The sequence below is a fragment of the Rathayibacter sp. Leaf248 genome, assembly GCF_920939495.1.
Classification (GTDB): domain Bacteria; phylum Actinomycetota; class Actinomycetes; order Actinomycetales; family Microbacteriaceae; genus Rathayibacter; species Rathayibacter caricis.
In genome coordinates this window covers 234,622-256,169 of the sequence record NZ_CAKLAV010000002.1, presented here as the reverse complement: position 1 = coordinate 256,169, position 21,548 = coordinate 234,622, and the positions used below count along the sequence as shown (strand labels likewise).

The window sequence follows — 21,548 nt, the reverse complement described above, 5'->3', positions numbered from 1 at the left end:
GGGGAAAGGTGGCCCCTCGGGTCAGAGCACCAGCGCGTGCTCCCCCGCCGCCAGCTCGCGGTCCTCGGCGCCGGGCGAGCGGACGACCGCGGTCGATCCCTCCGGGACCGTGACGGCGAGCTGGACGCCCTCGGTGGTGCGGTCCCAGCGCACCCGCGCGAGGCCGTGCGGGGTCTCGAGGGTCGACTCCGCCCACTGCAGCCGGTCGCCGGGCTGGGGGGCGACGAGGATGCGGGAGTAGCCGGGCTCGAGCGGGGCGAGGCCGCCGACGACGCGGTGCAGCCAGTCGGCGACGGCGCCCAGGGCGTAGTGGTTGAAGCTCGTCATCTCGCCGGGGTTGATGGTGCCGTCGGGGAGCATCGAGTCCCAGCGCTCCCAGATCGTGGTCGCACCCATGGTCACGGGGTAGAGCCAGGACGGGCACTCGCGCTGCAGGAGGAGGCGGTAGGCGGCGTCGACGTGACCGGTCGACGACAGGGCGTCGGTGATGAACGGGGTGCCGGCGAAACCCGTCGAGATCGTGTAGCCGCTCTCGGCCACGAGCTCCTCGAGCCGGTCGCCGGCCCAGCCGAGCTCGTCGTCGCCGAGGAGGCCGAAGACGATCGCGAGCGAGTAGACGGTCGTGCAGTCGCTGACGATCCGGCAGTCGGCGACGTACTGCGAGCGGAAGCCCGCGCGCAGGCGCTCGGCCAGCTCGGCGAACTCGGCCCGCTCCTCCTCGAGGCCCAGCACCGCGGCACTGTCGGTGACGATCCGGGCGGTGCGGTACGCGCAGGCAGTGGCGACGACTCCGGTGTCGGCCTTCGCGTCGGCGGGGTCGTCGGGTGCCGCGTCGGGGTCGAGCCAGTCGCCGAACTGGAAGCCGGTGTCCCAGACGTCGGTGCCCGAGAGCTTCGAGCGGACGCGGCGGGCGTGCGAAGCCATCGACGGGAACGACTCCTCGAGCACCGTCAGGTCGCCGTAGGCCTCCCAGACGGCCCACGGCACCCAGGCGGCGGCGTCGCTCCAGAGCGCGGTGGAGTCCATCGGCGGGAAGTCCGTGCCGGCGGCGCGGCGCTTGAGCACGTCCGGCACGACGAACGGCACGGCGCCGTCGTGGTGGGTCTGCTCGAGGGCGAGGTCGCGCAGCCAGTCGCGGAGGAAGTCCTGCGCGTCGGCGAGGTACACGGCGGTCGGTGCGAACGCGGCGATGTCGCCGGTCCAGCCCAGGCGCTCGTCGCGCTGCGGGCAGTCGGTGGGGACGTCGAGGAAGTTGCCGACCATGCCGCGGTAGACGTTGTCGTGCAGCTGATTCACGAGCTCGTCGGAGCTGCGGAAGGTGCCGATGCGGCGCAGGTCGCTGCTCACGACGACCGCGGCGAGGGCGCCGGGCTCGAGGGCGCCGGGCCCGAGGGCGCCGGGCCAGCCGTCGATCTCGGCGTAGCGGAAGCCGTGGAACGTCAGCGTCGGCTCGAACATGTCCTCGCCGCCCGAGAGCGTGAAGCGGTCGGTCGCCTTCGCCTCGCGCAGCGGGCGCACGCCCAGCTCGTCGTCCTCGAGGACCTCCGCGTGGCGGACCGTGACGACGGTCCCCTCCGGACCCTGCACCCGGACGCGCAGCCAGCCGACGAGGTTCTCGCCGAAGTCGACGAGGGTGCGGCCGGACGGGCTGGTCCAGATCCGCTGCGGCGCGACCTCGCGCAGGCGCCGGACCGGCGGGGCGACGTAGGGCTCGAGGAGGTCGAGGTCGACATCGAGCTCGTGCACGCCCGACCAGCCGGAGTCGTCGAAGCCCGGACGGTTCCAGCCGTGCGGCTCGCGGCGGGCGTCGATGTCCTGGCCGTCGTAGATGCTGTCGGCGGTGGTCGCGCTCGCGCCGGCCCTCCAGCCCTCGCCCGTGGCGACGATCTGCTCGAACCCGTCGGCGAAGCGGAGGCGCAGCTCGGCGAAGCCCGCGATCTCGTCGCCGTAGGGCGCGGCTCCTTCGCCCCAGGTCAGCCGGCCCCGGTACCAGCCGTCGCCCAGGGCGAGGCCGAGGGTCACGGAGTCGGTGCCGATCAGGGCGGTGACGTCGTGCTCGGAGTAGCGCAGGCGCCACTCGTAGCTGGTCCAGCCGGGCGTGAAGAGCTCGTCCGAGACGGGGACGCCGTCGATCCAGGCCTCGACGATCCCGAGCGCCGACAGCCGGAGGACGGCCGAGACGACGGCGCCGTGGCCGGTCTCGAGGGCCGTCTCACTGCGGAGGAGGGGCGCGCCGTCGAGGGCGTCGTCGGGGGCTGCGAAGCGGGCGGTCCAGTCGGTCATCGTCGTCCTTCTGTGGTGGTGGGGTCGTCGGTCGCGCCGGCGAGCGGGGCGGAGGAGGAGCGGGCGCGCAGCACCGGCTCGACCTCGAAGTGCGTCGGCTCCGTCCGTCCGGCCAGACGCTCGAGGAGCAGCCGGACGGCCCGCTCGCCGAGGTCCTCGCCGGACTGGTCGATCGTCGTCAAGGAGATGCCCGGATGGGCGGCGACCTCGATGTCGTCGTAGCCGACGATCGAGAGCTGCTCGGCCGACAGGCCGGCGTCGGCGCGAGCCCAGAGGGCGTCGAGCGCGAGAGCGTCGTTGCCCGCGAACAGCGCGGTCGGACGATCGGGAGAGCGGAACAGCTCGAGCGAGCGGGCGTAGGCGTCGTCCTGGCCGGGCCCCAGATGGACGACCTCCGGCTCGAGTCCCGCTGCCCGCATCCGCTCCTCGTACCGGGCGAGACGGACGGCGTGCGGCGCGCCGAGGACGCGGCGGACGATGTACTCGCTCACGGTCAGGTGCGCGATGCGCCGGTGGCCGAGTCCGAGCAGGTGGTCCATCAGCTGATCGGTGCCGGAGACGTCGTCGTTGGTGACGGTGTCGTAGCCGACGGAGTCGTCGTGCCGGCCGAGCATGACGATCGGGGTGTGCAGGGCGAGCTTCTCGAGCCACGACGGCTCGACCATCGGCGAGACGGCGATCAGGCCGTCGACCTGGCGGTCGACGAGCGCCTCGATCGCCCGGAAGCCCTCGCGGGAGTCGCTCTGCGCCGGGGCGACGATCAGCTGGTAGCGGCTGCCGTCGAGTGCGGCGGCGGCACCCGTGACGATGCGGTTGAAGAAGGAGTTGTCGAGCTGGGGCACCTCGACGCCGATGGTGAAGCTGGCACCGCGCATGGCCCTGGCGGCGACGCTGGGCCGGTAGCCGAGCTCGTCGATCGCCGCGGCGACGCGCTCGCGCATCGACGGAGAGACGCCGTAGGCGTTGCGGATGACCTTCGAGACCGCGGCGCGCGACACTCCGGCACGCAGGGCGACGTCCTGGATCGTGGCCGGTCCACGGGGTCGGCGCTCGGTCTCGCTCATCGCGGTCCCCTCGTCGTGATGCTCGGCGGTCCTCCGCCGGACGGCCTCGGGAGCGACGCCGCGAACGCCACTGTAACGCCTGGAGCACGATTCTGTAGATCGGTCCACGAATTCGTGTAGATCGATTGACACGTTTCACGGCGCCGACGTATGTTCTCCCTGCGCGGCCCGCCGGACGGCCCTCGGGCCCCGGTGGCCGACCGCCCCCGGGCACCCCGCAACACCGCAGTTGTCTTTACATGGAGGTAAAGGATGTCGACCCGACAGAACCGGCGAGCAGTGCTCGCCCTCGGCGCAGGAGGAGCGGCGCTCGCTCTCGCGCTCACCGGCTGCAGCACCGGCGGCGGCGATTCCGCCGACGGATCGACGCTGTCGATCCTCATCGACAACACGGAGCTCGCCGGCGCCCAGATGGACGCCCTGGTCACCGCCTACAAGGAGGTGAACCCCGACGTCACGATCGAGGTCGAGACCCGCCCCGCCGGCAGCGAGGGCGACAACGTCGTGAAGACCCGCCTGGCCACGGGCGAGATGGCCGACCTGTTCGGCTACAACTCCGGATCGCTGTTCCAGGCGCTGAACCCGGACCAGAACCTCGCCGACCTCTCGGACGTCGAGTGGAAGGACTCGCTGACCGAGGACTTCCAGCGCGTCGTCTCGACCGAGTCCGGCTTCTACGGCGCTCCGCTGGGCCAGTCCTTCGGCGGCGCGGTGCTCTACAACAAGGACGTGTACGCCGAACTCGGCCTCTCTGTCCCCAAGACCTGGGACGAGTTCCTCGCGAACAGCGAGGCGATCAAGGCCGCCGGCGACGTCGCCCCGATCGTGCAGACCTACGGCGACACCTGGACCTCGCAGCTCATGGTCCTCGGCGACTTCGCCAACGTGCTCGCCGAGAACCCGGACTGGGCCGACGAGTACACGGCCGGCGACGCGAAGTACGTCGACCAGCCCGCTCTGGCGGGCTTCGAGCACCTGCAGGAGGCGGGCGAGGCCGGGCTGTTCAACGAGGACTTCGCCTCGGCGACCTACGACGACGGCGTGCGGATGGTCGCCACCGGCGAGGGAGCGCAGTACCCGATGCTGACGTTCGCGTCGCAGCCCCTCGTGGCCAACTACCCCGACGCGGCGCAGACGGTCGGCACCTTCCCGCTCCCCGGCGAGTCGGCGGACTCGAACCCGCTCACCGTCTGGCAGCCCGGCGCGGTGTACGTCTCGAAGACCGTCGAGGGCGAGAAGCTCGAGGCCGCGAAGGACTTCCTCGCGTTCCTCGTGTCGCCCGAGAGCTGCGACATCCAGAGCGAGCAGACCGTCGTGCAGGGCCCGTACGTCATCGACGGCTGCGACCTCCCCGAGGACGTCCCCGCGATGATCTCGGACATGCAGCCCTACTTCGACAGCGGGGACACGGCGCCCGCGCTGGAGTTCCTCTCGCCCATCAAGGGGCCTGCGCTCGAGCAGATCACCGTGGCCGTCGGCTCCGGGATCACCTCGGCCGCCGAGGGCGCCCAGCAGTACGACGACGACGTGACCAAGCAGGCCCAGCAGCTCGGCCTCGAGGGCTGGTGACCGGCGGGGCCTTCGCCCCGCACCCCGGGGCGGCGCCTCTCGCGCCGCCCCTCCCTCCCCTTCCCGCCCGATCGACGGAGATCCGATGACCGCACTGACGCAGGAGCGCCCCACTCCGGCGAGCGCCCCCGCCCCCGAGAAGCCCGCGCGGCCCCGGGCGATGAAGAGCCCGTACCCGACCTGGTTCTACCTGCCCGCCGGCGTCTTCTACGTGGTGCTGTTCCTCGTGCCGACCGCGGCCTCCCTCTACTTCTCTCTCACGCGCTGGACGCTGTTCGACTCGACCTTCATCGGCTTCGACAACTTCGTCGCGTTCTTCCAGGACCCGGCGCTCACGACCGGGTTCGTCAACACGTTCGTCTACGCGGCGATCACCTCCGGCCTCAAGATCGTCCTCGGGATGCTGCTGGGCCTGCTGCTCAGCTCGCAGATCATCGGCCGCGGATTCCTGCGCAGCGTCGTGTTCTTCCCGGTGCTGGTGTCGACGATCGGCATCGGCATCACCTTCAAGGTGCTCCTGGACCCCTTCGACGGCGTCGTGAACCAGGGCCTGGCAGCGATCGGAATCGCCGGTCCCGGCTGGCTGACGGATCCGCAGTGGGCGCTGTTCTCGGTCGCCCTGGTCGACGTCTGGAAGGGCGTCGGACTCGCGACGCTCATCTACATCGCGGGCATCGTCGCGATCCCGCAGGACTACTTCGAGGCGGCCCGCGTCGACGGCGCCGGCGCCTGGCACAACTTCCGGCACATCACTCTGCCGCTGCTGCGTCCCGCCACGGTCACCGTGATCCTCCTCTCGCTCATCGGCGGGCTGCGCTCGTTCGATCTGATCTGGGCGATGACGAAGGGCGGGCCGGGCTTCACGAGCGACGTGGTCGCGTCGGTCATCTACAAGCAGTACCAGGCGGGCTTCTACGGCCTCTCGACCGCCGGCAACGTGATCCTCTTCCTCGTCGTGGCGGCGCTGATCTTCCCGCTCTCGGCCTGGCTCAACCGGAAGGACAAGGAGCTGTGACCGCGACACCGATCACCCCCACTCCGCTCTCGACGACCCCTCTCGATCCTCCGGCCGCGAAGGTGCGGCAGCGCGGGGTCGGCCGCGGCTCGCGCCTCTGGCGCTGGGGCGGCGGCATCACCGCGATCGTCCTCGCCGTGATCGTCTTCATCGTGCCCTTCCTCTTCATCGTGCTGACCGCGTCCAAGACGCAGCAGGAGGCGTCGCTGCTCGGCTTCACGCTGCCGACGCAGTGGAACTTCGTCGAGAACCTGCAGGAGGTCGTCTCGGCGCGGAACTTCGTGCTGCTGCGGGCGTTCGTGAACAGCGCGGTGCTGACGATCGTGTCGGTCTCGATCATGGTGGTCCTGGCCGCGATGGTCGGCTACGTCCTCCAGCGCCGCCGGTCGAGGTGGAACCCGCTCGTCAACGGGTTCGTGCTCGCCGGCCTGATCATCCCGCCGGCGGTCGTGCCGACGATCTGGGTGCTGCAGGGCCTCGAGCTCTTCAAGACACTGCCCGGCCTGATCGCCGTGCACGTGGCCTTCGGCCTCTCGTTCTGCATCCTCCTGTTCCGCGCCTTCGTCTCGACGATCCCGCGCGAGCTCGACGAGGCCGCGACGATCGACGGAGCCGGACCGTTCCGCCTGTTCTTCACGGTGGTGCTGCCGCTGCTGAAGCCCGTGATCGTGACGGTGATCGTGGTGCAGGCGGTGACCGTGTTCAACGACTTCACCTACGCCCTGTACTTCCTGCCGGGCGACGAGAACGCCACCGTGCAGCTGACGCTGTACAACTTCTCGTCGCAGTCGGTGTCGTCGTGGAACCTCCTCTTCATGGACGTGCTGCTCATCACGATCCCGCCGCTGGTGATGTACATCTTCTTCAACCGCCAGATCGTGGCCGGCATGACCTCCGGAGCCGTGAAGGGCTGATCCGAAACGGGCCCGGAGGTCATGCGCGCCCCGTCACGAGCGCGGCAGCCTGTTCGGGGAGACCGACTCGCGCGGGCCGGCCTGCGGGGTGACGCGCACGGTCGACACGACCTCGATCTCCGACTCCGAGAGGTCGAGGAGCAGGGCGGCCGCCGCGCGGGCCACGGTGTCCACCTCGCTGACGGTGGACGCCCGCACCGCGGTGCCGAGCTCGGGGATGCTCACGAGCCACGTGCGCCGGTCGCGCTCCGCGACGGCGGCGAGGGTGCGGACCGTCAAGGTCCGATCCCCTCCGCCCGCTCCGTCCGGCGGCCGAGGGATCGAGGGGATCCCGGGTCCGGCAGGTCCGCGGGCCCGACGAGTCGGCGGAGCCACGCGGGTCGGCGCGAGCGGCGGAGCGCCCGCGCCCAGCGGACGTCGGTGCGCGCCTCCTGCCGCGGGTCGAGGCGGTGGAGCACACCGCCGCGCGACTCCTCGATCAGGACGAGGGAGGCGGGGACGAGGTGGAGCCGCCGGGGCGGCTCGCGGTCGGGGTGCGGGTGGCCGGCGCGGGTGCGCAGCAGCTGCTCCAGGCGCTCGGGGTCCGGAGCCGACCAGGTGCTGACACCGGTGAGTCCGCCGGGCAGGGCGAAGCGCTCCGTGACGTGGAGCGGGAGATCGGAGGGGGACGTCATGGACAGCGCCTTCTGGGTCGGGGCCCGCTGGAGACGGGGCGGTCTGAGAGGAAGAGGGTGCGGGTCCCCGCGCCGGTCGGCAGCGGGGACCCACGGTCGCATCACGCGCGGCCGGACCTCGGACGGAGGCGTCGGACCAGCAGCAGGCCGCCGCCGGCCAGCAGCAGCGTCCCCGCGCCGAGCACGCCCGCTCCACCGGCGACCCCGGTCGACGCGAGGGTCGCGGTGGTCGCGATCACCGTCGGGACCACTCCGACCGGCGGCACGACCACCTCTGCGCAGGACGCCGCGGTGTCATCGGCGCACGGGTTACCCACGACGGTCGGCGCGAAGCCCTCGGGCAGGTCGTCGATCGAGGCGCGGTTCGGGATCGTCCACGCGTCGACGCCGTCCGCGACGGTGCCGGTGACGCGGAACACGGTCGACGCTCCCGGAGCGAGGTTCAGGCCCTCGACCGACAGGTCCCCCGACTCCGGGCCGCCGTCCTGCGAGATCGTCACGTCGGAGAGGTGCGCGAGCGTCGGCAGGTCGACGACCGTGAATCCTCCGGCCGGTCGATCGCCCGTGTTGCGGACCGCGATCTCGAAGCCGGCCCGACCACCGTGCGCGACCGTCCCGGTCAGGGCGGTCTTGACGATCTCGAGCCGGCCCTCGAGGGGCGGCACCGGGATCTCGGCGCAGGAGGCGGTGGGCTCGTCGGCGCAGGCGTTCTCGACGAGGGGAGGCTCGAAGCCGGTCGGCTGCTCGGTGATCGTCGCGCGGTTGCGCACCGTGAGCGCGTCGTAGCCGTCGGCCACCCGGCCGCTGACGTGCAGGGCGATCTGCCCGCCCGCCGGGATGCCGAGTCCCGTGACCGGCTCGGTCGCGGGCTGCACTCCTCCGGCGCCGTCCTCGATCGTCGCGTCCAGGAGGTGCTCGAATGCAGGCACGTCGGTGACCGTCACTCCGGACGCGTCGACGGTGCCGGAGTTGCCCACGACGACGTCGAAGCCCGCCGCGCCGCCGTGCGCGGCCGACGGCTGCGAGGCCGTCTTGCGGAGCCACAGCCGCGCCTCGCCGACGGTGTGCGGCACCGTCGCGCAGGGGTTCGCATCGGTGCCGACGGTCGACTCGGAGGGCTGGAAGGGCGCCGACGCGAGGCAGGCCGTGTTGACCAGTGAGCGGTCCCCGTCGCCGCCCACATGCAGGACGACGTCGAAGAGGAGCTCCGCGACCGTGCCCACCGGCAGGGTCCCCGCCGCCCAGGTGATCCGCCCGGTCGCGGGATCGACCGCCGCCGAGCCGTGCGAGGTGCGGATCGAGGCCTCGTCCAGATCGGCGTCGTCGAGCACCCCCTCGTCGAGGAAGTCCACGGCCGAGGCGTCCACCGCGTCGCCGGTGCCGTCGGAGGTCAGGGTCACCCGGTAGGGCACCCGGGCTCCGGGGGTCAGCGGCGCGTCCGAGGCGACCGACGAGGTCTTGCCGATCGTGACGTGCGGGGCCAGCGCCCCGAGGCCCGCCTCGGCGGACGCCCCGTCGGCTCCGTAGGCCCAGTCGTCGATGGCGCGCAGGTCGCCGTAGGAGCCGTGCACGGAGTCGTTCGCGTTGGGCGTCCGGTCCTGGTCGGTGTCGTCGCTGCGCCAGCGGTGCACCCCTGCGCTCGAGTCGACCCCCTCGGCACCGGAGGAGACACGCGAGGTGACGGAGTAGCGCTCGGAGTTCGACTCCTCGAGCAGCGAGTCGTCCCAGTGGATCGCCGCGGGATCGCCGCCGCCGCCGGTGGAGCGCACGATCGAGACGCCGCCGACCGAGGTCTCGGCGTCGACCCGGGTGAAGTGGAACTCGTTGGTACGGCCGATCGCGGCCCGGAACCGGACGTCGGGGTCGGTCGTGTCGACGGCGTCGCCGCGGCCGTCCAAACCGTCCCACGCGACGGCGAAGGGCCCGGGCGCGGCGACGATCTCGGTCAGGTGGACGTCGCGCTCGCCGTCCCAGCGGCCGTCGCCGTCGGCGTCGATGTCGACTCCGACCGTGCCGGGCTGGGTGCCGAGCACTCCGGTCAGCGAGCCGGCGTTCGAACCCGAGCCGGAGCGCCGGTAGGCGAGGTCGGCGATGGTGGGCGCGGCGTAGGCGGGCGCGATCGAGGCGGGCAGATCGGCCGAGGGAGGATCGAGGAACAGCTTGTACGTCTGCAGTCCGTCGACTCCCGTGCGGCCCGACGGCTGGAGGAACTGCGCTCCGACGCCTCCCGCCTCGGTCGACTGCGGCATCGGCACCGAGAGGTAGGAGGGATCGGAGGAGCCGACCCGCACGTTGCCCTTGTTCGTCGCCTGGAGCGTGGACGCGACTCCGTCGTAGTCGCGCAGCGTCATGTCGTAGCGCGCCCCCGTCTCGGTGACGGCGTGCAGCGTGAAAGTGGAGCGCCGGTCCTCGGCGCGGGGGTAGCTCTCGCGCGCTCCGGACTGGATCCCGTAGGACGTCGACCAGACCCGGCCCGCGATCGCCTCCCCCTCGGCCGACGAGACGCCGATGCTCCAGACGAGGTTGACCGGCGCGGCCACGTCGTCGTCGGTGACGCTCACCCGGAAGACGCCGGTCGCGTCGGCGACGAAGGATCCGCCCGCGGCGGTGCTCGGCGGCGCCCCGCGCGGGAACACCTGCGTGTCGAGCACGGTGCCGTCGGGCGCGGTGACCGCCGCGGTCCCTCCGCCGCTCTCCCCTTCGCCCGACCCCGAGCCGCCCTTCAGCGGATGCAGGTCGACCTGCAGCACCTCGCCCGCGCGCAGCCAGGCCGAGACGGTCGTGACGCCCCCGTTGGTCGCTCCGCCGTGCAGCAGGGTGTTGTCGAGCGTGGTCCGCGGAGGGTCGCCCGCCGCCGCCGCGGGCAGCGCCAGGGCTCCCCCGCCGAGCAGCCCGCCTACGAGCGCGCAGCCCGTCGCCGCGGTGACCGCCGCCCGGAGGCCGCCCCTCCGACGATCAGCCGGCCCCGATCGTTCCGTTCGACTCATCCGTAGTCCTCTCCTCAGCCGCTCGTGCGCATCCGCGCCGGCGACGGTCCGCTTCAGCCCCGTGCGAGGAGAGTAGTGACCATCTGCATGTGGGCGGAGGGCAGGCGCGGAGCACTGTGGAGAACTCACCGGACGAGGTCGTGGGGAGGAGGGGTAGCGGTCGGAGGATCGTCCAGGTCACCGCGCCATTCCCCCGCGCACCCCTCCTCCCTACCCTCGGGGCATGGGATCCACCGCCGCCTCCTCTTCCCTCCTCGCCGCGCCCGCCGAGGCCGCCGCCGTGCTCGCCGAGGGCGGTGCCGCTGTCTGGGAGACCGCGCTGATCCTGCCCACCTACGCGCCGGAGGAGCCCAGCCGCCTGCCGATGTTCCTCGACCGCCGCGTCTACCAGGGCTCCAGCGGCCGGGTGTACCCGCTGCCGTTCATCGACCGGATCGCGCCCGAGCCGGTCGACCGCGAATGGCGGGCCGTCGTGCTCGAGAACGAGTTCGTGCAGGTCGTGGTCCTCCCGGATCTCGGCGGACGCATCCATTCGGGCCGCGACAAGACCACCGGCTACGACTTCTTCTACCGCAACTCCGTCATCAAGCCGGCCCTCGTGGGCCTCGCCGGACCCTGGGTCAGCGGCGGCGTCGAGTTCAACTGGCCGCAGCACCACCGCCCCGGCACCTTCCTGCCCACCGACCACGAGATCGGGCGCGACGAGGACGGCTCCGTGGTCGTCTGGTGCTGCGACCACGACCCACTCAGCCGCATGAAGGGGCTGCACGGCGTGCGCCTGCGACCCGGCTCGAGCCTCGTCGAGCTCGACGTGCGGCTGCACAACCGCACCCGCGAGCGCCGCACCTTCCTCTGGTGGGCGAACGTCGCCGCCCGGGTCCACGACGACTACCAGTCCTTCTTCCCGCGCGACGTGCAGCACGTCGCCGATCACGCGCGGCGCGCCATCACCGCGTTCCCCGCGGCCGACCGCCCGTACTACGGAGTCGACTACCCCGCCCGGGCCGAGCAGGATCCGGGCGCGGAACGCCTCGACTTCTACCGCAGCATCCCGGTCCCCACCTCCTACATGGTCGTCCGCACCGAGGACTCCTTCTTCGGCGGCTACGACCACCGCGCCGGCGCGGGCTTCGTGCACTGGGCCGACCGCCGCGTCGCGCCCGGCAAGAAGCAGTGGACCTGGGGGGACGCGCCGTTCGGGCACGCCTGGGACGCGCAGCTGACCGACTCCGACGGCCCCTACGTCGAACTCATGGCCGGAGTCTTCACCGACAACCAGCCCGACTTCTCGTGGCTGATGCCGGGCGAGACGAAGACGTTCACGCAGTACTGGTACCCGATCCGCGGCATCGGAGTCGCGCACCAGGCGACCCGCGAGACGGCGGTGCACCTCGACGTCGAGGGCGGCCGCATCCGGATCGGAGTCGCGACGACGCGTCGGCACCCGGCCGCGACCGTGCAGCTCCTCGACGACGGCGCCGTCCTGCGCGAGTGGACCGTCGACCTCGGACCGGGCGCTCCGCTGGTCGCGGACGTCCCCACCTCCCGGACCGATCCGGCGGGGCTGGCGGTCGTCGTCCGCTCCGGCGGAGCGACCCTGCTCGCCTACGAGGTGCCCGCGAGGGTGCAGCAGGAGGAGCCGGAGACGGCCACCGAGCCGCCGTCGCCGCGGGAGACCGCCTCCGTCGACGAGCTGTACCTCACCGGCGTGCACCTCGCGCAGTACCGGCACCCCACCCGCTCGCCGCTGCCCTACTGGCGCGAGGCCCTGCGGCGCGATCCCGGGGACGCGCGCGTCCACCTCGCGCTCGCCGAGCACGCGTACGGCCGCGGCGAGTACGACGAGGCGCTCGAGCACTGCGACGCGTCGCTCCGCCGCCTCACCGCGCACAACGCCAACCCCGCCGACACCGAGGCGCTGCACCTGCGCGGGCTGATCCTCGTGCGCCTGGGCCGCCGGCGCGAGGCCGCCGCCGCGTTCGGCAAGGCCGCGTGGGACGGCAAGTGGGCGCACGCCGCGCTCGTCGAGAGCGCGTGCCTCCTCGCGGCCGACGGCGACCACTCCGCAGCCCTCGACGACGTGCGGACCGCGCTGCGCCTGGACACCGACGACCTCCGCGCCCGCGCGCTCGCCGTCGTCTGCCTCCGCGCCCTCGGGCGTGCGGAGGAGGCGGCGCGGCTGCTCGGCGAGACCCTCGCGCTCGATCCGCTCGACCAGCTCGCCCGGACCCTGGACGGACGCGACCCCGCCGATCCGTTCGCGCGGATCGACGCGGCCCTCGACCTCGCCTCGTTCGGCGAGACGGCCGAGGCGGAGCGACTGCTCGCGTCGGTGCTGCACGGGGCGCCCGCTCCGGAGGGGGCCGGCAGCGCCGCCGCGCCCGCCGGCTACCTGCTCGCCCACCTCCTCGAGCGGCAGGGCCGACGCGATGACGCCGCCGCCGTCCGTCGCGACGCCGCCTCGGTCGACGCCGTCCGGGCGTTCCCCGCGGGCCTCGACGCGCACGACGCGCTCGTCGCGGCCGTCGCCGCCGATCCAGCCGACACCCGCGCGCACGCGCTCCTCGGGATGCTGCTCTACGACGCCGGACGCCGCGGGGAGGCCGCCGAGCACTGGCGACGCGCGATCGCCGGCGGCAGCACCGACGCGGTCACCCACCGCAACGCCGGCCTCGCCGCCTACAACGACTCCGGCGACGACGACGCGGCGTGGTCGGCCTACCTGCGCGCCCGCGAGCTCGCTCCCGACGACGCCCGGATCCTCTACGAGCTCGACCAGCTCGCCGCGCGCCTCGGCCACGACGACCGGCTCGCCCGCCTCGAGAGCGAGCTGCCGCTCGTGCTCTCGCGCGACGACCTCACCGTCGGGTACGCCGAGCTGCTCACCGCCGCGGGACGGGCCGCGGAGGCGCTCGACCTGCTCGAATCGCGCCCGTTCCAGCCCTGGGAGGGAGGCGAGGGACGCGCGCTCGCGGCCTGGGACGCGGCACGCGCGGCCCTCGGACTGCCGCTCGGCACCCCTCCCGCATCGCTCGGCGAGGCGCGCCCCGCCTTCACCGCACCGGCGGCCGTGCGCGAGGACGGATCGACCGACTACTTCGCGACGAGCCTGCCCGAGCTGCTGCTGTTCCACCGGGAGTGAGGGACGCCCGCTCCCGGTGCGAGCTCACTCCCCCGTGAAGAGCGCGTTGCACTCGAGCTGCAGCGCGACGTCGTCCCACATCGGGTGCTGCGGAGCCGCGTTCGAGCAGACGATCGAGCCCCAGGCGCCGACGCGCCGCGACTCCGTCATCGCGAGGCGGCAGTACTCGGCGCCGATCGCGCCCTCCTCGAAGCGGCCCTCGAGCGGCGTGTAGCCGACCCAGCCCTCGCCGAAGACGAGCGGGACGCCCCGCAGCGCCGCGTGATCGGCCGCGACGGCGATCCACTGCCGCAGCGTCGAGCGCATCTCGAGGTGGTGCCGGGCGTAGTGCTCCTCGAGCCAGCGGTCGATGGCGGAGGCGTCGCCCCAGTCGTGCGCGTAGATCTCGCCGCGGCCCACGATCGTGGCCGTCAGCTTCCACTGCGACTCGGGCGGCAGGGTCCACTCGGCGATCGGAGGGGCGCCCTCGAGCAGGAACGCCCGCTCGGCGCGCTCCTGCTCGAACCCCTCGAGGGGTCCGCGCAGGCCGAACTCGCTGATCATCTCGTTCAGCACGCCGTAGATGTAGGGATGGAGGGCCAGCACGTCCGAGTTCCACGGGATCCCGCGCATCCCGCCGACGGGCACGTGCGCGTAGTTCACGGCGCACGGCACCCCGGGCGAGAGCTCGTGGAACCGGTCGATCCCCCGGGTCAGGCGCGGAGTGAGGGCGACGGTCGCCGCGTCGATGTCCGTCAGGTCGACGTCCAGCCCGTCGGTGAGGTGCCCCGCCTGCACCTCGTTGTGCAGCTCGACGTAGGCGATCCGGTCGTCGAGACCGTGCTCGGCGACGAACGCCACCAGCGCGGCCTGCGCCTCGGCGAGCCGCTCGGCCCGCTCCTCCGGCGCCACGGCCGTCAGGGCGTCGAACCAGTCGCGCTCGAAGGCGAAGGACGAGGACTGCTGGTACTCCCACGACGAGACGATCACGAACACGCCGTGCCGTCGCGCGGCCTCGAACAGCGCGAGCAGGTGCGCGCGGCCGTCGATCACCGTCTCCTGCTTGACGTCGTACCAGCGCACGCGCTGCCCGTAGGCGCCGCCCAGCGGGCCGAGCCGGAGCTCGCGCGTGTCGAGTCCCGAGCCGAAGAGGAGGAACGGCATCGCGCAGATGCGGATCGTGTTGTACCCGCGCTCGACGGCGCCCGCGAAGGCCGCGTCGAGGTCCTCGAACGGCTCGCCGGGGCCGGTGCGGACGTACCAGGAGAAGTCCCAGAGGGTGATCGTCAGCGTCTCGGGCAGATGGGCGGGCAGCGGGACCGGGACGTAGCGGGAGTCGGGGTAGAGGGGTGCGCGGTTCCGGACTGCGGGGTTCTGGGCTGCGGAGTTCTGGGCCGTCATCGCGCCAGCCTAGGCAGCGCGCCGCGCCGTTCCCATGGCGGATCCGACGGACCGGCTGGACGATCCTCCGTTCCTCGTACACTCGACGACGTGGCGATGACGGACGGCTTCCTCGGGCAGAGACTGCGAGTGCTCCCGGCTCCGCTGGTGCAGCGGGCCCTCGCCGAGCCGATCACCGACCGGCTCCTCGTGACCGATGCTGGACACTTCCCGCATGCGGCGTCCCACAGCCGGAGTCGCCCCCACGGCGCGGACGAGGCGATCGTGATCCTGTGCACGGCCGGCCGTGGCGCGGTCCACGCGGGCGGAGCGACGACGGTGGTGTCGTCCGGGCAGGCCGTCGTGCTGCCCGCCGGCACCCCGCACCGCTACGGCGCCGACCCCGCCGAGCCGTGGTCGGTCTGGTGGCTGCACGTGCGCGGCGCCGACGTGCCCGCGCTGGTCTCGGCCGCTCTCGGCGACGCCACCGGCCCGGTCGTGCCGGTCGGCGACGCCTTCGCCGCCAAGGCCCTGATCGAGCAGGCCGTCCTCGCGCTCGAGCGCGACGAGACCGCCGCGAGCCTCTACTCGGCGAGCGGAGCGGCGTTCCACCTCCTCGCGCAGCTCGCCGCCGACCGCTCCCGCGGCCCCGTCGAGTCCGGCGACCGCATCCGCCTGGCGCAGGAGCACCTCCGCGAGCACTTCGCGTCGCCGACCAGCATCACCGAGCTCGCCGCCCTCGCCGGCCTCAGCCCCTCGCACTTCTCGGCCCTGTTCACCCGCGCGACGGGCCTCGGAGCCGTGGAGTACGTGAAGCGGCTGCGCAGCGCCCGCGCCCGCGAGCTGCTGATCACCACCGACGACACCGTCGCCGAGATCGCGCAGGCGGTCGGCTACTCCGACGCCTTCTACTTCTCGCGCCAGTTCCGCGCCGTGAACGGCACGAGCCCGTCGCAGTACCGGGCGGACCACCGCGCTCAGGCCTGAGCGCACGGCCGTCCGCGACGGAGGAGCGCCTGCTGCGGCACGCCCGCCACCTGGACACCGGCCCGGGGGCGTCCTACTCTGCCCCCATCGGCGAATCCCCGCCGTCGCGGTCGGAGTAGCGGACCGCATGATCCGCCCCTCGCTCCGCCCGCACCCCGAGTGCAAAGGAGCACCTCGTGAACAAACGCCTCCTCGTCGCAGCGACCGCAGCCGTCGCCGTGACCACCCTCGGCCTCGCCCCCGCCGCGCAGGCCGCCCCCTCCCCCCTCTCCTTCGTCTCCATCACCGACCGGGCCACCGGTCTGTTCTCTCCGCTGAGCTTCGCCGTCGACGCCCGCGGCACCGCCTTCGTCGCGCAGAACTTCGCCGGCCTGCTCACCCGCGTCGCCCCCGACGGCACCACCTCGGTCGCCGCGTCCGCCCCGGGCTCCGAGATCGGCGCGGTGTCGGTCAGAGGCTCCACCGTCTACTACACCGAGGGGGTCCAGGAGGAGGGGACGGCGCTCCTGCGCTCCGCGCCGACCGGAGGCGGCTCGCCGACGACCCTCGCCGACCTCGGCGAGTACGAGGCCACCGCGAATCCCGACGCCGGCAACACCTACGGTTTCGTGGACCTGCCGGCCGAGTGCGCCGCCCAGGTCGATCCGTCGGTCGCGGGCCCCGCCTCCTACTCCGGAGTCGTGGACGTGCATCCGTACGCCTCCACCGCGACGAGCGCGGGCGTGTACGTCGCCGACGCCGCCGGCAACGCGATCGTGAAGGTCGCGCCCGGAGGGGACGTCTCGACCGTGGCCGTCCTGCCTCCGACCGCACCGGTCACGATCACCGCCGAGACCGCCGCCGCCTTCGGCTTCCCCGCCTGCAGCGCCGGCTACGGCTACTCCTTCGAGCCCGTCCCGACCGACATCGAGGTCGGCCCCGGAGGCTGGCTGTACGTCACCTCGCTGCCCGGCGGCCCCGAGGACCCGAGCCTCGGCGCCCGCGGCTCGGTCCTGAAGATCCACCCCGGCACCGGTGAGGTCCGCACGGTGGCGAAGGGCCTGATCAGCGCGACCGGCCTGGCCGTCGACCGCTTCACGGGCACCATCGCGGTGACCGAGCTGTTCGGAGGACCGCAGGGCACCGGCCGCGTCGCCCTGATCCTGCCGCGCACGTCGACGCCGGTCACGGGACTCGCCGTGACGTCGCCGGCCGCGATCGAGCTGCGCGACGGCGCTCTGTACGTCGCCCGCAACGCCTTCGTGCTCTCGCCGGAGGGCGCTCCGCAGGCGGTCGGCACCCTGACCGTCGCGAGACTCAAGGGCCTGGGCGCGCGCATGACCGCGGTCGACTGAGCGCCGACCGGGCGGAGGAGCAGCACCCCCCCTCCGCCCGGACGCCGATTCGCGGAGGGACCCGCCGGCGTGTATAGTCGTACCTCGTTGCGTGCGCCCCCCGGGGTCACGCGATGGACTGCGCCCGTAGCTCAACGGATAGAGCATCTGACTACGGATCAGAAGGTTGGGGGTTCGAATCCCTCCGGGCGCACTCGGAATCCAGACCACTCGGTGGTTCGGAGCCACCGAGTACTGGTTGAGACAGTGCCACTCGCGAGAGTGCTGGAAGGCCCGCTTCGGCGGGCCTTTCTTCGTTGCGGGCGTACATTTCGCGCCAATCGCAGAACGCCCGGTACTCCTCGGATGGGACGAAGACGCCGCCGGTCATGCGCTCCGGGTCGTCGGTCTCGCCGGTCAGGAACGCGATGGTCGTGTCGAGCGCGGCTGCGATTGCCTCCACATCCTTGAGGTACCACCGCGTCTTCCCGTGCATCTTCTGGCTCAGGTAGGTGCGCTGGATACCTGACGCCCGCGCGAGAGATGCCATCGTCATACGTCGTCGGAACGCCAGGAGCGTGATGCGCTCCGGGGTCGCGGCGTGGTCACCGCCCGGGATGCTGAAAACGTTGCTCATGCGCCAACTCTCGCCGAGAAAGTGAGGATTGTCCACCTTGGCGCTACCGTCTGGCTCATGCGTAACGAATGCTTACACCTACGTCAGAAGCAGAACGGTCAGCAGCCATCCGCCGATCGACCCCGAGCTCACCATGGCCGCTGAGTCCGAGTTCGTCCGACCGGAGCTGACCTTCGAGCGCGAGTTCGGCCAGTACCGCAACTGGTGGACCCGCGACCGGCGAGTCGTCGGCAATGCCCTGAGCATCTATCTGTACCTCCTGAGCCACCGCCGCGACTACGCGATCACACAAGCTCGCGCGCAGCAGGACCTCGGGCTTGGCAAGGACGCGTTCCTGGCAGCGCGACGGCGGCTTGAGAGTGCTGGATACCTCCGCGCAGAGACCGTTCGCTGGCCGGCAGGGTCCGTCGATGAGGCCGGCAAGAAGATCGGCGGCCAGCCCCGGAAGCTCGTCTTCCACGTGCTGGACCCTGAACCAGCCGCCGACCACGACGCGGACCGAGCCAGGGAGGGAAACCCGTCAACGGGGCGGACTTCGATTCTCTCGGCGGACCAGCCGGACGAGTCGGGGTCGGTTGGGCCGAGCGCACGATCCACGGACGACGATCTTCCGAAAGCTGTTAGCCGAGGAGGAATACCCGCACCCGGATCGACCGAAGTCCGGTCACCCGCCGCGGTGCACCCGACAACGGGCTATCCCGCCCTTAAGAAAGACCATTCCCAAGAACACCCCTCGAGGAGAACATCATCACCTCGACAATCGAATGCGCCTGCGCCCACTTTGGAGTACACCGACGAGACGGCCGAACTGCTGCGTCAGTTGCATCCCAGGCTGAATCGATCGCGACTCGAGAAGAAACTGCTCGAGCTGCGTTCCGCTGGTCTCCTTCACAACAGCGTTCAAATGATTGATCTTCTTCAGGCTTCCAGCGCCATCCTCGGCAGAGCACGAGCGACCGTGGTCGACCCAGTCGCGTTCGTGGCTGCGGGAATCGAAGCAAGCCCGTACGAGTGGCTTCGAGCGACCGACGACCGCGAGCACTCGGCCCCTCGCGAGACGATGAACACGCTCTGTGGCACGACAGGACACCTCTGGGAAAGGCACGGCTGGTGCCGACGATGCAGCGCCCAGTCCCCCTGGTGCGGCGGATGCGACTCGACGACGCGACTAGTGCGTTCGGGTGACGTCTGGGTTTCCTGCCCTGCTTGCGAGAGCACCCTCCAAGGCTTTCAGGCGCAGGCCCACGCTGTCAACGACCGCTGACGAAGCGGGGGCCGCCCATAGGCGGCTCGAGGACCGGACCGAAGGCGGCATGCAGTAGCTACCGCACTACTTGATGAAGGACCTACTGAAGTGAGTACTTGCACATGAGCCACAAGACGCTGGCATTCGTCAACCTGAAAGGCGGAACGGGGAAGACGACGTCGACTGCTTTCGTCTCTCATCAACTCGCCAGCACCGATCGCGCCGTCCTGATGGTAGATGCGGACCCTCAGGGCTCTCTTCTTCGATGGAGCGAGAGTGCGGCATGGGCGATCCCGACGATTGCACTGCCGGTCCGGAACTTGGACTCTCGCCTCGGCGGCATCGTGCCGCCCGGTGTAGAGATAGTCGTCGTGGACACTCCACCGACCGATGACCAGCGAGGTATCACCGCGGCAGCGATCCGGAGTGCCGATGTCCTGGTCGTCCCCATGGCGCCCACGCTGCTCGATTTTGAAAGATTCAAATACGTCTCAGCACTCATCGAACTCGAGCGTGCTGACCGACCTGCAGCCGCGAGGACAGTCGTGCTACTGAACCGAACAGTCACGAACGCTCGATCGACGCGGATGTACCGTGAAATCATCACCGAGCTCGGACATCAAGTTCTCGAGTCGGAAGTAGCTCGAAGAGAAGTGGTCGCACAATCCTTCGGGTCTCGAGTCGCATTCGGTTCTGTATTCGAGGCCGTTGCGCGCGAGGTCGCTGAACTACTGGAGTCGCCGTGAACTCGGCCGCGCAGCAACTGGCAGAGCGACTTCGCGACGCCGCTCGCACACCTTCCGCGACCGCCGAGCCGACGCGCGCACAACCAGCAGGGCCCCCGATCCGGACAAAACCGATCAGGGTGACGGCGGATCTGCCGCCGAGTACCTATCGAACCCTGAACGCGCTGACGCAAGACCTGGCGGCCGCGCTAGCACGACCCCGAGTGCATCAAGTAGAGGTCATCCGGGCTCTCATCGAGCTCGCCGGGGACGGATCACCATTAGCTCAGCAGATACGTGATGCAGTAGTGCAGCGAGTCCGTAGATGAACGACTGACACCATTTACCGTCCTCGTGGGCAGCGACGTCACGACTGCGGTGGCGCGGACCACTCCTGCAGGGCGAGCACCAGGACGTCGAGTCGAGCGCGATCCAGGACGTACTCCTGCCGGTGCCAATCACCCGTCGAGGCTTGAAGCGCGCGTACGCGAAGGATGCCGAGGCTTCTGAGCCCGGCCAGGTGGAACTGGAGGGTCTTCAAATTGACGCTGAGCGCGCTTGCGATCGCTCCCCTGGTCGACGGCCCGCTCTGCACCAGGAAGTCGATGATCGCCAACCGGACCCGGTTGCCGAACGCATCCGACGCCGCAAGGACGTCGTCGGGGAGTTCGAAGGAATCTCGGGTTGTCACACGCCAAGTTTCCCGGAACCGCTGCAGCCAGCGACGAGCGACTCTAGGATATTATTATGATCCTTACATTCGGCACGCGGTTCGACCTGGACGCTCCTGCGTCAGACATCCTGATCCGGGCGGTGATCCTCGCACCTCCTCTTCGCCTCGAATCTGGAGACTGGGCCTTCCCTATCGCAGCCGGTCACTCTCGAGACGTCGTCCTTGGTGAGGTGCGAGTCGACGCACGTCTAATGAGTCCGAGCCAGTTCGCCGAGCACGGGGAGTGGTGAATCGAAGGTGTTGTCGAGTTCGTCCGCGACCGGAACTCGGCGGTCGACGAGGACATCGCGCCCGGCTTGCTCACGATCTTCGCCGTTGAGGCAGAACGCGTCGGGCTGGAGCCCGACCTGTCAGGCTGACATTGAATTCGACGGACTCGGCGATCTCGACACCTGGAGCTGGATGAACGCGATGAGGATGGAGCTGCCGCGGATCGCTCCGCGACCCTTGCCATGGATCCTTCTGCCGCAGCCGGATCCGTCGCGGCAGATCCTCCTGTAAAAAAACGAGGCGCCTTCCGCGGCGCCACCGAAGACACGCACGGTCACGGTCGCGCTAGTCCCCCCTCCGACGAAGCACTCAACCGCGACCCGTTCCGCACCACTGACCGGCTCGGAGCAGACGCCCGATACCGTCACAAAGAGCCGCAGCTGGTGCAGCCGCGGGCGGTCGGGACGAGCAGGAAGGACGGAACTCGGAGGACCGTGGCCGGTGACCGCGCGCCGATCTCGAAAGTTGGAGTGGGGCACGTGGACTCGAGCTGAACACACGGAACTCGAGGACGACCACGACGAATGAGGCTTCGCCCGAGCGGCCGGAGGTCAGTCGGAGCCGTCCTGGCTTCTCCAGGCGGCCGATTCGGGCATACGCCTCCTCATCGTCACCGAGTGTGCAGGAAAC

16 protein-coding genes and 1 tRNA gene are annotated in these 21,548 nt (G+C 71.1%); 9 read left to right on the top strand and 8 right to left on the bottom strand.

Annotated elements, in window-relative coordinates; translation table 11 throughout:
- Positions 1–21: 21 nt before the first annotated feature.
- Together LRG51_RS14210 and LRG51_RS14205 are read right to left on the bottom strand one after the other, a co-directional pair.
- Positions 22–2,283, bottom strand: coding sequence for an alpha-L-rhamnosidase (locus LRG51_RS14210; protein WP_230673285.1), 2,262 nt, complete (start codon positions 2,281–2,283; stop codon positions 22–24).
- Positions 2,280–3,347 (bottom strand): LacI family DNA-binding transcriptional regulator, encoded by a 1,068-nt coding sequence (locus tag LRG51_RS14205; RefSeq protein ID WP_230673284.1) that lies wholly within the window; start codon positions 3,345–3,347, stop codon positions 2,280–2,282. The genes LRG51_RS14210 and LRG51_RS14205 overlap by 4 nt, the downstream gene beginning before the upstream one ends.
- A gap of 252 nt (positions 3,348–3,599) precedes the next feature.
- Between LRG51_RS14205 and LRG51_RS14200 the strand changes: the two genes are divergently transcribed.
- The 3 genes from LRG51_RS14200 (at position 3,600) to LRG51_RS14190 (ending at position 6,845) form a co-directional block, all read left to right on the top strand.
- Positions 3,600–4,916, top strand: coding sequence for an ABC transporter substrate-binding protein (locus LRG51_RS14200; RefSeq protein ID WP_230673283.1), 1,317 nt, complete (start codon positions 3,600–3,602; stop codon positions 4,914–4,916).
- A gap of 85 nt (positions 4,917–5,001) precedes the next feature.
- Positions 5,002–5,931 carry a carbohydrate ABC transporter permease gene (locus LRG51_RS14195; protein ID WP_230673282.1) on the top strand — a complete coding sequence of 310 codons (930 nt, stop codon included), beginning with the start codon at positions 5,002–5,004 and terminating at the stop codon, positions 5,929–5,931.
- Positions 5,932–6,047: 116 nt separating this feature from the next.
- Positions 6,048–6,845: a carbohydrate ABC transporter permease gene (locus LRG51_RS14190; protein WP_230674069.1), complete on the top strand. Its 798-nt coding sequence runs from the start codon at positions 6,048–6,050 to the stop codon at positions 6,843–6,845.
- Between the two features lie 33 nt (positions 6,846–6,878).
- Here LRG51_RS14190 and LRG51_RS14185 read toward each other — a convergent pair whose 3' ends face one another.
- The 3 genes from LRG51_RS14185 to LRG51_RS14175 all read right to left on the bottom strand — a co-directional run bounded on the left by LRG51_RS14185 (position 6,879) and on the right by LRG51_RS14175 (position 10,506).
- Complete coding sequence (locus tag LRG51_RS14185) at positions 6,879–7,124, bottom strand: hypothetical protein (protein WP_230673281.1); 246 nt, start codon at positions 7,122–7,124, stop codon at positions 6,879–6,881.
- Positions 7,121–7,519, bottom strand: coding sequence for a hypothetical protein (locus LRG51_RS14180; protein ID WP_055790168.1), 399 nt, complete (start codon positions 7,517–7,519; stop codon positions 7,121–7,123). The genes LRG51_RS14185 and LRG51_RS14180 overlap by 4 nt, the downstream gene beginning before the upstream one ends.
- 101 nt (positions 7,520–7,620) lie before the next feature.
- Complete coding sequence (locus LRG51_RS14175) at positions 7,621–10,506, bottom strand: DUF11 domain-containing protein (protein WP_230673280.1); 2,886 nt, start codon at positions 10,504–10,506, stop codon at positions 7,621–7,623.
- A 223-nt stretch (positions 10,507–10,729) separates the two neighbouring features.
- Here LRG51_RS14175 and LRG51_RS14170 point away from each other — a divergent pair, with 223 nt between their 5' ends.
- On the top strand, positions 10,730–13,648 hold the full coding sequence (locus LRG51_RS14170) for a DUF5107 domain-containing protein (RefSeq protein ID WP_230673279.1): 2,919 nt from the start codon (positions 10,730–10,732) through the stop codon (positions 13,646–13,648).
- Between the two features lie 24 nt (positions 13,649–13,672).
- Here the strand turns inward: LRG51_RS14170 and LRG51_RS14165 are convergent, their stop codons facing one another.
- Complete coding sequence (locus LRG51_RS14165) at positions 13,673–15,028, bottom strand: cellulase-like family protein (RefSeq protein ID WP_082481183.1); 1,356 nt, start codon at positions 15,026–15,028, stop codon at positions 13,673–13,675.
- A 96-nt stretch (positions 15,029–15,124) separates the two neighbouring features.
- Between LRG51_RS14165 and LRG51_RS14160 the strand changes: the two genes are divergently transcribed.
- From LRG51_RS14160 to LRG51_RS14150, 3 genes are all read left to right on the top strand, one after another.
- Entirely contained in the window at positions 15,125–15,994 is an 870-nt protein-coding gene (locus LRG51_RS14160) for an AraC family transcriptional regulator (protein WP_055790160.1), read from the top strand.
- Positions 15,995–16,170: 176 nt separating this feature from the next.
- Positions 16,171–17,328: a ScyD/ScyE family protein gene (locus LRG51_RS14155; protein ID WP_230673278.1), complete on the top strand. Its 1,158-nt coding sequence runs from the start codon at positions 16,171–16,173 to the stop codon at positions 17,326–17,328.
- Between the two features lie 120 nt (positions 17,329–17,448).
- Positions 17,449–17,521 (top strand) — tRNA-Arg (locus tag LRG51_RS14150).
- Here the strand turns inward: LRG51_RS14150 and LRG51_RS19640 are convergent.
- The gene (locus tag LRG51_RS19640) at positions 17,480–17,863 is read right to left on the bottom strand and encodes a helix-turn-helix domain-containing protein (RefSeq protein WP_442965574.1); all 384 of its coding nucleotides are present in this window, start codon (positions 17,861–17,863) and stop codon (positions 17,480–17,482) included. The genes LRG51_RS14150 and LRG51_RS19640 overlap by 42 nt on opposite strands.
- Before the next feature lie 214 nt (positions 17,864–18,077).
- Here LRG51_RS19640 and LRG51_RS14145 point away from each other — a divergent pair, with 214 nt between their 5' ends.
- Positions 18,078–19,208 (top strand): hypothetical protein, encoded by a 1,131-nt coding sequence (locus LRG51_RS14145; protein ID WP_230673277.1) that lies wholly within the window; start codon positions 18,078–18,080, stop codon positions 19,206–19,208.
- A 104-nt stretch (positions 19,209–19,312) separates the two neighbouring features.
- Positions 19,313–19,936 carry a ParA family protein gene (locus tag LRG51_RS14140; protein WP_230673276.1) on the top strand — a complete coding sequence of 208 codons (624 nt, stop codon included), beginning with the start codon at positions 19,313–19,315 and terminating at the stop codon, positions 19,934–19,936.
- 346 nt (positions 19,937–20,282) lie between these two features.
- Here LRG51_RS14140 and LRG51_RS14135 read toward each other — a convergent pair whose 3' ends face one another.
- Positions 20,283–20,606, bottom strand: a complete 324-nt coding sequence (locus LRG51_RS14135) for a winged helix-turn-helix domain-containing protein (protein ID WP_055790154.1) — start codon at positions 20,604–20,606, stop codon at positions 20,283–20,285.
- Positions 20,607–21,548 lie beyond the last annotated feature (942 nt).

Excerpts from the sequence above, each read along its gene's own strand:
- LRG51_RS14205 (WP_230673284.1), bottom strand. The coding sequence starts at position 3,347 with ATGAGCGAGACCGAGCGCCGACCCCGTGGACCGGCCACGATCCAGGAC.
- LRG51_RS14145 (WP_230673277.1), top strand. The coding sequence starts at position 18,078 with ATGGCCGCTGAGTCCGAGTTCGTCCGACCGGAGCTGACCTTCGAGCGC.
- LRG51_RS14180 (WP_055790168.1), bottom strand. The coding sequence starts at position 7,519 with ATGACGTCCCCCTCCGATCTCCCGCTCCACGTCACGGAGCGCTTCGCC.
- LRG51_RS14160 (WP_055790160.1), top strand. The coding sequence starts at position 15,125 with ATGACGGACGGCTTCCTCGGGCAGAGACTGCGAGTGCTCCCGGCTCCG.
- LRG51_RS14200 (WP_230673283.1), top strand. The coding sequence starts at position 3,600 with ATGTCGACCCGACAGAACCGGCGAGCAGTGCTCGCCCTCGGCGCAGGA.
- LRG51_RS14170 (WP_230673279.1), top strand. The coding sequence starts at position 10,730 with ATGGGATCCACCGCCGCCTCCTCTTCCCTCCTCGCCGCGCCCGCCGAG.
- LRG51_RS14140 (WP_230673276.1), top strand. The coding sequence starts at position 19,313 with ATGAGCCACAAGACGCTGGCATTCGTCAACCTGAAAGGCGGAACGGGG.
- LRG51_RS14195 (WP_230673282.1), top strand. The coding sequence starts at position 5,002 with ATGACCGCACTGACGCAGGAGCGCCCCACTCCGGCGAGCGCCCCCGCC.
- LRG51_RS14175 (WP_230673280.1), bottom strand. The coding sequence starts at position 10,506 with ATGAGTCGAACGGAACGATCGGGGCCGGCTGATCGTCGGAGGGGCGGC.
- LRG51_RS19640 (WP_442965574.1), bottom strand. The coding sequence starts at position 17,863 with ATGACGATGGCATCTCTCGCGCGGGCGTCAGGTATCCAGCGCACCTAC.
- LRG51_RS14165 (WP_082481183.1), bottom strand. The coding sequence starts at position 15,028 with ATGACGGCCCAGAACTCCGCAGCCCAGAACCCCGCAGTCCGGAACCGC.
- LRG51_RS14210 (WP_230673285.1), bottom strand. The coding sequence starts at position 2,283 with ATGACCGACTGGACCGCCCGCTTCGCAGCCCCCGACGACGCCCTCGAC.